This window comes from Nonomuraea terrae (assembly GCF_004348995.1).
GTDB lineage: Bacteria > Actinomycetota > Actinomycetes > Streptosporangiales > Streptosporangiaceae > Nonomuraea > Nonomuraea terrae.
Window position 1 is genome coordinate 1 of sequence record NZ_SMKQ01000274.1, and the last position, 9827, is coordinate 9827.

General features: G+C 70.3%; 6 protein-coding genes. 3 read left to right on the forward strand and 3 right to left on the reverse strand.

Annotated features, from left to right (window positions below; translation table 11 throughout):
• On the forward strand, positions 1-1161 hold a 1161-nt coding region (locus E1286_RS51810), incomplete at its 5' end, for a chorismate mutase (RefSeq protein WP_342776323.1).
• A 16-nt stretch (positions 1162-1177) separates the two neighbouring features.
• On the opposite strand, the gene E1286_RS43055 is transcribed toward E1286_RS51810, so the two are convergent.
• A complete protein-coding gene (locus E1286_RS43055; RefSeq protein ID WP_246075656.1) occupies positions 1178-2257 on the reverse strand; it encodes an SGNH/GDSL hydrolase family protein in 1080 nt (359 codons plus the stop codon).
• Positions 2258-2300: 43 nt separating this feature from the next.
• Positions 2301-3716 carry an amino acid permease gene (locus E1286_RS43060; protein WP_223190894.1) on the reverse strand — a complete coding sequence of 472 codons (1416 nt, stop codon included), beginning with the start codon at positions 3714-3716 and terminating at the stop codon, positions 2301-2303.
• Between the two features lie 163 nt (positions 3717-3879).
• Here E1286_RS43060 and dnaE point away from each other — a divergent pair, with 163 nt between their 5' ends.
• Positions 3880-7407 (forward strand): DNA polymerase III subunit alpha, encoded by a 3528-nt coding sequence (dnaE, locus tag E1286_RS43065; protein WP_132622520.1) that lies wholly within the window; start codon positions 3880-3882, stop codon positions 7405-7407.
• A 51-nt stretch (positions 7408-7458) separates the two neighbouring features.
• Here dnaE and E1286_RS43070 read toward each other — a convergent pair whose 3' ends face one another.
• On the reverse strand, positions 7459-7926 hold the full coding sequence (locus E1286_RS43070; protein WP_132622522.1) for a hypothetical protein: 468 nt from the start codon (positions 7924-7926) through the stop codon (positions 7459-7461).
• A 222-nt stretch (positions 7927-8148) separates the two neighbouring features.
• Here E1286_RS43070 and E1286_RS43075 point away from each other — a divergent pair, with 222 nt between their 5' ends.
• Positions 8149-9819 (forward strand): purple acid phosphatase family protein, encoded by a 1671-nt coding sequence (locus E1286_RS43075; RefSeq protein ID WP_132622524.1) that lies wholly within the window; start codon positions 8149-8151, stop codon positions 9817-9819.
• The last annotated feature ends 8 nt before the right edge of the window (positions 9820-9827 follow it).

The following is a 9827-nucleotide window of genomic DNA, read 5'->3' on the forward strand; positions in this document are numbered from 1 at the left end:
AGCCTGCGCGGGGGCGGGCGGCCCGACGCGTACGCGGTGCTGCGGGAGCGGCGCGGGCCGGCGCTGCTCGCGGAGCCGGCGTCGGCGGCCGATCTGCCGGCGATCGCCGAGTTCGCGGACGCGGTGGTGGTGGGCGCGTCGTGGACGCGCGACATCCCGCTGGTGCGGGCGGCCGCCGCGCTGGGGCTGCCGGTCGTGGTGGAGCGGCGGGCCTCGGCGTCCCTGGAGGAGTGGCTGGGCCTGGCCGGCTACTGCGCCGTCGAGGGCGACGGGCGGGTGATCCTCTGCGAAGGGGGCCGGCCCGATCTGGCGCTCATGCGGGCGGCGCGGGCCGCCACGGGGCGTCCCGTGCTGGTGGACGTCTCCGCCGACCCGGGCCTGTCGGCCGCCGCCGTCGCCGCGGGCGCCGACGGGCTGATCGTCTCCGCACCGCCGGTCCCCTCCGGCGCGCCGCGGGGGACGTACGGCTCGGAGACGTCGCAGAACACGTACGGCGTTCACGCGGGGGCGTCGCGGGGGAACGGCCGCGGCCGTTCCGAGGCGCTGCGGGGAGACAGCGCCGGGCGCTCCCAGGCGTCGCAGGGGAACGGCGCCGAGCGCTCCGAGGCGTCGCAGGGACGCGGTGTGGCGCTCAAGGAGCGTGACGCGGGAGCCGCGGCCCGTGAGATCAGCGCCGCCCTGGCCGTGCGTCCCCACGCGCCCCTGCCGTCCGCGGACGCTTCGGGCCTCCCGGACGGTGAGGGCACCCCGCGCGGCGCGGACGACGGCGTGCGGGGGCAGGCGGGTGAGGGCCTGCCGGCGGCAGGGCAGGCGGCTGCCGGCCTGCGGGTGGCCGAGGAGGCGGTGACCGTGGTCGGCGCGCTGCTCCGCGACGAGTCGCCCACCACGCTCTCCGAGTGCAGGCAGGCGATCGACCGGGTGGACGCCGCCCTCGCCACCCTGCTCGAACGCCGCGCGGCCCTGGCGGGCATCGTGCAGCGGATCAAGCCCGTGGGCGGTTTCGCGGGCCGCGACCTGGCCCGCGAACGCGCCGTCGTCGCCCGGATGGCCCAGCGCGCCCCGACCTTGGGCGAGACCCGCCTCGCGCCCATCATGAACGCCGTCATCGAGGCCGGCCTCCACCTCGCCGAGGAACGCGGCGCCGACCGGCCGCCCGCGTGACGTCTCCGGCCGGCGGTCAGGGGGTGGTCACGTGGTAGTTGTTCATGGGCCGGCCCGGGCCCTGGGCGATCTGGCGGGTGATCAGTTCGGCGAAGCGGCGGTACCCGTCGCCCGTCGGGTGATAGCTCCGGGCGTTGACCGTCATCTCCTCCATGTCCATGTTCAACCCGTTCAGGTATGGCTGCGGCCGCCCCACCTCGTGCCCGGTGAACGCCTCGTAGGCGTCGATGTACTCGGCGCTGCCCGGCCCGCCGAACGCGGCGATCGTCCGGTCGAACTCGGCCACCACCGCCTTCACGGCGTCGTTGAGCCGCCGCGTCACGGCGTTCAGCCACCGCTGGTCGGCCACGCTCAGGTTGTCGACGGTCTCCGTCGGCTGCGCGGGGAACGGCCGCGGGTAGCCGAGGACGATCACGCGGGCGTTCGGCGCGCGTACCCGCAGCTCCTTCAGGACGGTCATCATGTTCGCCTCCAGCTCGCCGATGCGGCGGTCGACGGCGGCCTCCTGGTCGACGCAGGCCGACGACCACGGCAGTTTCACGATGCAGCCGGTGAGCACCTCGGTGAAACCGGCGTCGTTGCCGCCGATGCTCAGCGTCACCAGGCCGGCCCCGGCGTCGACGCGGGTGATCTGGGGCGGATGGCCCCACTGGCCGGTCAGCAGCTGACGGGTGGTGGCGCCGCTGCAGGCGTAGAAGGCGGTGCCGCGGGCGAACCGGTACGTCCGCGCGACCAGCGGCGCGTACGAGCCCGGCGACCGGTGGCAGCGGTCGGCCCCGTCGTTGACCGGCGGCTGGTCGCTGTCGTAGACGCCCTCGCCCGAGGAGTAGGAGTCGCCGAGTGCGACGTACCGGCCGCTCTGCGCCACCTGTACGGGCGTCAGCCGGGTCACCTGCGGCAACCGGCCGCTCGGCTCCTCGGTGGCGGGGCAGCCCGTGTGGAGCAGGGCGCAGGCGAGCTTCGGGAACACCCCGAGGGGCAGGCAGGCCAGCGCGAGCGCGACGCCGAGCGCGGCCACCGCCGAGATCCGGACGATCTTCCGCCGAGCCTCGTCCAGCGTGACCTCCCCGACCTGTGGCTCCTTCCTTGCGCCCACGAGACTACCCAAGCCGGTGATCGGTGCGGGGTTGTCGCGGCGGCTACGATTCGGCGCGGAACTCCGCGGGCGGCCCGCCGGACGGCCCGGCGGGCGGCCCCGCGGGAGGCTCACCCCCCGCGGCCGGCCGCCGGTGGCCGACCACCTTCCAGCCCAGCGCGATCCCCACGACCAGGGCCGGGATGAGGAAGAACGCCACCCGCTGGTCCTCGTCGGCGAACGGCATCAGCAGCATCACCAGCGCCAGGAACGCGAGCGTCAGCCAGTTGGTGTAGGGCGAGCCGGGCATCGGGAACGCCGAGCGGTGACCCGCGGCGCGCAGCCGCGTCTGGCAGTAGACCAGCACCCCCCACGTCGTGATCACGCCCAGCGAGGCGCAGGCCGTGGCGATGTTGAAGGCCCGGGTGGGCAGGAAGTAGAACAGCGCCACCCCGCCGAGCAGCATGCTCGCGGTGAACAGGATGCCGCCGATCGGCACGTGACGGGAGCTCAGCGTGCCGGTGAAGCCGGGGGCCTCCCGTTTCATCGCCATGGAGCGCAGGATGCGGCCGGTGGCGTACAGGCCGGAGTTGCACGACGACAGCGCCGCGGTGATGACCACGAGGTTCATCGCGTCGGCCGCCCACGGCACCCCGAGGCCGGAGAAGAACGTCACGAACGGCGACTCGCCCGCCCGGTAGACCGTCCACGGCAGCACCATGCCGAGCAGCAGCACCGAGCCCACGTAGAAGATCGCGATGCGCCACACCACGCCGTTGATGGCCCGCGGCATGATCTCGCGCGGCCGCGCCGTCTCGCCGGCCGCGATGCCGACCAGCTCGATCGAGGCGTACGCGAACACCACCGACTGCAGGCTCATCAGCACCAGCGGGAAGCCGGTCGGGAAGAAGCCGCCGTGGGCCACCAGGTTGGCCGGGCTCGCCTGCCCGACGGTGAACACCACCAGCACCAGCGCCACGACCAGGAACAGCGTGATGGCCAGCACCTTCAGCAGCGCGAACCAGAACTCCAGCTCGCCGAACAGCCGCACCGACAGCAGGTTGACCACCATGACGAACCCCAGCGCGATCAGCGCCGTGAGCCACTGGGGGAAGGCCGGCGCCCAGTAGTGGATGTAGGTGGCGATCGCGGTCAGCTCGGCGATGCCGGTGAACGCCCAGTTGACCCAGTACATCCAGCCGCTGGCGAAGGCGGCCCACGGGCCGATGAACTCGTTGGCGTACTCGACGAACGAGCCCGACACCGGCCGGTAGAGCACCAGCTCGCCGAGGGCCCGCATGACGAAGAAGGCGGCCACCCCGGCGGCGGCGTAGGACAGCACGAGGGCCGGCCCCGCGGCGGCCAATCGGCCGCCGGCGCCCAGGAACAGGCCCACGCCGATGGCCCCGCCGATGGCGATCATCTGGACCTGGCGGTTGCCGAGTGCGTGCGTGTATCCCTCGTCGGTCTGTGTGCGCACAGCGTGTCTCCTCGCATACGGACAGTGACATGAGGATATCCGCGCCGCCGAGCGCGCTCGCGACCGCCTCACCGCCCGGTCGTCCGGCCCGCGGGCTCCGAAGTGTCGGCAGGGAGCACTAAAGTTTTTGAGCACAACCATCGAGACCGGGAGGCGCCGCTCCATGTCGTCCAGCGACTCGTTCGTCCATCTGCACGTGCACACCGAATACTCGATGCTGGACGGGGCCGCGCGCCTCAAGCAGATGTTCAAACAGGTCGGCGACCTGGGGATGCCCGCGATCGCGATCACCGACCACGGCAACATGCACGGCGCCTACGACTTCTACAGGCAGGCGACCGGCGCCGGCATCAAGCCGATCATCGGCATCGAGGCCTACGTCGCGCCCGAGGCGCGTCACAACAAGAAGCCGGTGCTGTGGGGCGAGCCGCACCAGAAGCGCGACGACGTCTCGGCGGGTGGCTACTACACCCACATGACGATCTGGGCGCGCGACAAGACCGGCCTGCACAACCTGATGAAGCTCAGCTCGCGCGCCTACACCGAGGGCTTCGTGCGCAAGTGGGCGCGGATGGACGCCGAGGTCCTCGCCGAGCACGCCGAGGGCCTCATGGCCACCACCGGCTGCCCGTCGGGCGAGGTGCAGACGAGGCTGCGGCTCGGGCAGTACGACGAGGCGCTGCGGGCCGCCGCGAAATACCAGGAGATCTTCGGCAAGGAGAACTTCTACCTGGAGATCATGGACCACGGCCTCGACATCGAGCGCCGCGTCCGCGACGGGCTGACCAGGATCAGCAAGGAGCTCGGCATCCCGCCGCTGGTCACCAACGACTCCCACTACACCTACGAGTCCGACGCGGCCTCCCACGACGCCCTGCTGTGCATCCAGACCGGCAAGCAGCTGTCCGACCCCGACCGCTTCCGCTTCGACGGCACCGGCTACTACATCAAGAGCGCCGACGAGATGCGCGCCGTCGACTCCTCCGACCTGTGGGCCGAGGGCTGCCGCAACACTCTGCTGGTCGCCGAGAAGGTCGACCCGGCCGGGTTCTTCGAGTTCAAGAACCTCATGCCGACCTACCCCGTCCCCGACGGCATGACGGAGAGCGAGTTCTTCCGCAAGACCGTCTGGGAGGGCATGGCCAGGCGCTGGCCGGAGGGTTACGACGAGCAGCACAAGAAGCAGGCCGAGTACGAGATCGGCATCATCGAGCAGATGGGCTTCCCGAGCTACTTCCTCGTGGTCGCCGACTTCATCATGTGGGCCAAGCAGAACGGCATCCCGGTCGGCCCGGGCCGGGGTTCGGCGGCCGGTTCGCTGGTGGCGTACGCGATGGGCATCACCGACCTCGACCCCATCCCGCACGGCCTGATCTTCGAGCGGTTCCTCAACCCCGAGCGTGTGTCCATGCCCGACGTCGACATCGACTTCGACGAGCGCAGGCGCGGCGACGTGATCCGCTACGTGACGGAGAAGTGGGGCGCCGACAAGGTCGCCATGATCGCCACGTTCGGCACCATCAAGGCGAAGGCCGCCATCAAGGACGCCGGCCGCGTCCTGGGCTACCCGTACGCGCTGGGCGACCGGGTCTCCAAGGCGTTCCCGCCCGCCGTCATGGGCAAGGACATCCCGCTGTCGGGCATCTTCGACAAGGACCACCCGCGCTACAACGAGGCCGGCGAGCTGCGCAAGCTCTACGAGGAAGACGTCGACGTCAAGTCCACGATCGACCTGGGCAAGGGCCTGGAGGGCCTGATCCGGCAGACCGGCGTGCACGCCGCCGGCGTGATCATGTCCCGCGAGGTGCTGACCGACCACATCCCGATCATGCGCCGCGACTCCGACGGCGCGATCATCACGCAGTTCGACTACCCGACCTGCGAGACGCTCGGCCTGCTGAAGATGGACTTCCTGGGCCTGCGCAACCTCACCATCATGGACGACTGCCTCAAGATGATCGAGGCGACCACGGGTGAGAAGGTCGACCTGCTCTCGCTGCCCCTCGACGACCGCAAGAGCTACGAGCTGCTGTGCAAGGGCGACACCCTCGGCGTGTTCCAGCTCGACGGCGGCGGCATGCGCTCGCTGCTGCGGCTCATGCGTCCCGACAACTTCGAAGACATCTCGGCCGCCCTCGCTCTCTACCGCCCGGGCCCGATGGGCGCCAACTCCCACACCAACTACGCGCTGCGCAAGAACGGCCAGCAGGAGATCACGCCCATCCACCCCGAGTTGGAGAAGCCGCTCGAGGACATCCTCGACACGACATACGGCCTGATCATCTACCAGGAGCAGGTCATGGCCATCGCCCAGCGCGTGGCCGGCTACTCCCTCGGCGCCGCCGACCTGCTGCGCCGCGCGATGGGCAAGAAGAAGAAGGCGGAGCTGGACAAGCAGTACGCCTCCTTCGAGAAGGGCATGAAGGACAACGGCTTCTCCGGCGCCGCCATCAAGGCGCTGTGGGACATCCTGCTGCCGTTCTCCGACTACGCCTTCAACAAGGCCCACACCGCCGCCTACGGCCTCATCGCTTACTGGACCGCCTACCTCAAGGCCAACCACCCGGCCGCCTACATGGCGGCGCTGCTCTCCTCGGTGAAGGACGACAAGGACAAGTCGGCCCTCTACCTCAACGAGTGCCGCCGCATGGGCATCAAGGTGTTCCCGCCCGACGTCAACGACTCCGACTTCGACTTCACGCCGCGCGGCACCGACATCCGTTTCGGCCTGTCGGCCGTCCGCAACGTCGGCGGCAACGTCGTCGACGGCGTCATCGCCGCGCGCAAGGCGAAGGGCCGCTTCGCCGACTTCAAGGACTTCCTGCGCAAGGTGCCGGCCATCGTCTGCAACAAGCGGGTGATCGAGTCACTGATCAAGGCGGGCGCGTTCGACTCGCTCGGCCACGTGCGCAAGGGCCTGGTCATGGTGCACGAGCAGGCCGTCGACGCGATCATCGACATCAAGAAGAACGAGGCCATCGGCCAGGACTCGCTCTTCGGCGCGATCGACGGCGGCGAGGACCAGACGTTCGACGTGCAGATCCCCGTGGGGGAGTGGGACAAGAACACGCTGCTGCAGTTCGAACGCGAGATGCTCGGCCTGTACGTCTCCGACCACCCGCTGTTCGGCGTCGAGCACATCCTGGCCGCCGGGGCCGACTGCTCGATCGCCGCCGTCCAGGACGACAGCCGGCCCGACGGGCAGGTGGTGACGCTGGGCGGCATCCTCAGCGGGGTGCAGCGCAAGGTCACCAAGAAGGGCGACACCTGGGTGCTGACCCAGCTGGAGGACCTCGAAGGCTCGATCGAGGTGATGATCTTCCCGTCGGCGTACCAGCTGTGCTCGACGATCCTGGCCGAAGACGCGATCGTGTTCGTCAAGGGCCGGATCGACAAGCGGGAAGACGTCGCCAAGATCATCGCCATGGAGGTGACGGCGCCCGACCTGACCCAGGAGTCCGGCGGGCCGCTGCTGGTGAGCCTGCCGCTCAACCGCTGCACGCCGCCGGTGGTGGGGCGGTTGAAGGAGGTCCTCGCCACCCATCCGGGCACCTCCGAGGTGCACCTCCAGGTCCACAACGGCCCGAAGACCACGGTGCTGCGGGTGGGCGACCGGTACCGCGTGACCCCCTCGCCGGCCCTCATGGGCGACCTGAAAGAACTCCTCGGCCCCGCCTGCGTGGGCGCCTGACGCCCTCCAGGGGCGCGACGAGCCACCCCGGCCAGGGGCGGCTCGTCGTGGTCAGCCGGGAAGCGCCGAGTCGGCGAGGCGGCCGGTGGGGCGGTAGACGGCGCACATCACGTCGCGGTCGCCGTCGGCCCAGGTCTCCGCGGTCGGCATGATCGGGTAGTACCTCAGGTCGTCGCGCTGCGGGCCCCACAGCTCGGCGTACCGCTCGCCGCAGCTCTGCCACGCGAACGCCTTCAGCGCCGCGGCGTCGTACGCGCCGTCGGGGGCGTGGGTGAAGCCGTACGACTGGTTGTCGGCGCCCTGCGCGCACGGGGTGTAGAGGACGATCCGGTCGGCGGCCTCCGGCGAGTACGCCGGGTCGCTGAAGCACTCGCCGCCCTCGATCATCAGCACGCCGGTGGTCTCGGCGGTGATGAACGTCTCCGTCTTGACCACGGGCCGCTCCGGCGGCACCACGAACAGCGTGCCGAGCGCCACGACGGCGGGCAGCAGCCCCCAGCGACGGGCGGTCACCACCATCCGTCCACCTCCGAGGCATCGGTTCCCGCGATCCGCGATGATCGTAGACGTGGCCGGGAGAACGCCGGGCCAACGTCCGGTGACCACCACATTGACGATCATGAATTAACCCGGCGGCCAGCCGGCGGACAGATGATCGTCAGCGGCGCCTGCGTCAATTCGCTGACGTCCGCGCGCGTCCCGCACGCGGACGGGTTCCACGCCTCATGGAGAGAGCCAGAAGTGAACGAGACCAGGAAGCCGTGGTCCCCGCGGTCGCGGCAGGCCAAGCTCGTGGCGGCCGGCACCGGCGCGCTGCTGATCGCCGGTTTAGCCTTGGGCCCCGCCGCCCTCGGTGTGGCGGCGCCGCCCGTCTACCCCGCCGCTGAGGTGCACAAGCCCTCCCCGATCCCCGACCGCATCATCCTCATCCCGACCACCACGCCCGCCACCAGCCAGCGCGTGTCGTGGCGCGCCGAGGCCACCGCGGACAACGCGCAGGCCCAGATCCTGGAGGCGCCGCGCGCCCTCGGCCAGGTCCAGCCGACGCCCGGCGCCGTGACCAGCGTCAAGGCCATGGCCAGCACGCCGGTGAACACCACGCTCGGGTACGCCTCGACGTACCACACGGTGGAGTTCGGCGAGCTGAAGCCGAACACCCGCTACACCTACCGCGTCGGCGACGGCACCAACTGGAGCGCCTGGACCGACTTCACCACGGCGGCCTCCGGCTTCGACCCGTTCTCCTTCATCTACTACGGCGACGCGCAGAACTACCTCGACTCCGCGGTGCCGCGCGTGTTCCGCCAGGCGTTCGCGGACCGGCCGCAGGCCAAGGCGATCGTCAACGCGGGCGACCTCATCGACTCCGCCAACAGCGAGGAGCAGTGGGGTCAGTGGTTCAAGGCCGGCGGGTTCATCGACGGTCAGATCAACAACATCTCGATCCCGGGCAACCATGAGTACAGCGGCGGGCTGTCCACGTTCTGGCGGCCGCAGTTCCCGTATCCGGACAACGGGCCCGGCAACCCCGAGCTGAAGCAGACCGTCTACACCCTCGACTACCAGGGTGTGCGCTTCATCGGCCTGGACAGCAACGTGCAGAGCAACGCCACGCTCATGGCCGCGCAGACGGCCTGGCTGGAGGGCCTGCTCAAGGACAACCCGAACAAGTGGACCGTGGTGACCTTCCACCACCCCGTGTACTCGACCACCGGCACCCGCAACAACCCGAACGTCCGCGCCCAGTGGGCGCCGCTGTTCGAGAAGTACGGCGTCGACCTGGTGCTGCAGGGGCACGACCACTCGTACGGGCGCGGCAACCAGCTGGCGGCGCGCAAGTCGGCGACCGTGCACAACGGCGTCGCGTACGTCGTGTCGGTCTCCGGCGGCAAGATGTACGCGCTCAACGGTGGCGAGAACTGGACGAACAACGGCGCCGAGGTCCGCAGCACCAGCCAGAACACCCAGCTCTACCAGCTCATCGACGTCGGCGAGGACACGATCACGTTCGAGGCGCGCTACGCCAACGGCGAGCACCACGACGGGTTCGTCATCCGCAAGAACGACAAGGGCGAGCGCACCGTGAACGAGCTGCGCACCCCCGAGAACACGGTCGGCGAGCAGGTCGTCGTCGACAAGACCTCGGCGCGGCGCCTGGAAGAGGTCAAGGTCTCGGCGTACGGCTACGACCCGGGCGAGAAGGTGGCCATCTGGTGGCGCCCGCAGGAGGACGACGCCCGCCGCGGTGACCGTGACGGCCTGCTCGTCGGCTACGGCAAGGCCGACGAACTCGGCCGGTTCGAGCAGGACGTCCGCGTGCCCGTCCTGGCGAAGAAGAACGGCGTGTACGTGGTCTACCTGGACAGCCAGCACCAGAAGATCACCAGCCCCGCCATCACCGTCACCAGATGACCCCGCCC

What these genes read in the sequence shown, in the direction of transcription:
- E1286_RS43070 (WP_132622522.1), bottom strand. Translation starts at nt 7,926, where the DNA reads ATGGTGGTGACCGCCCGTCGCTGGGGGCTGCTGCCCGCCGTCGTGGCG.
- dnaE (WP_132622520.1), top strand. Translation starts at nt 3,880, where the DNA reads ATGTCGTCCAGCGACTCGTTCGTCCATCTGCACGTGCACACCGAATAC.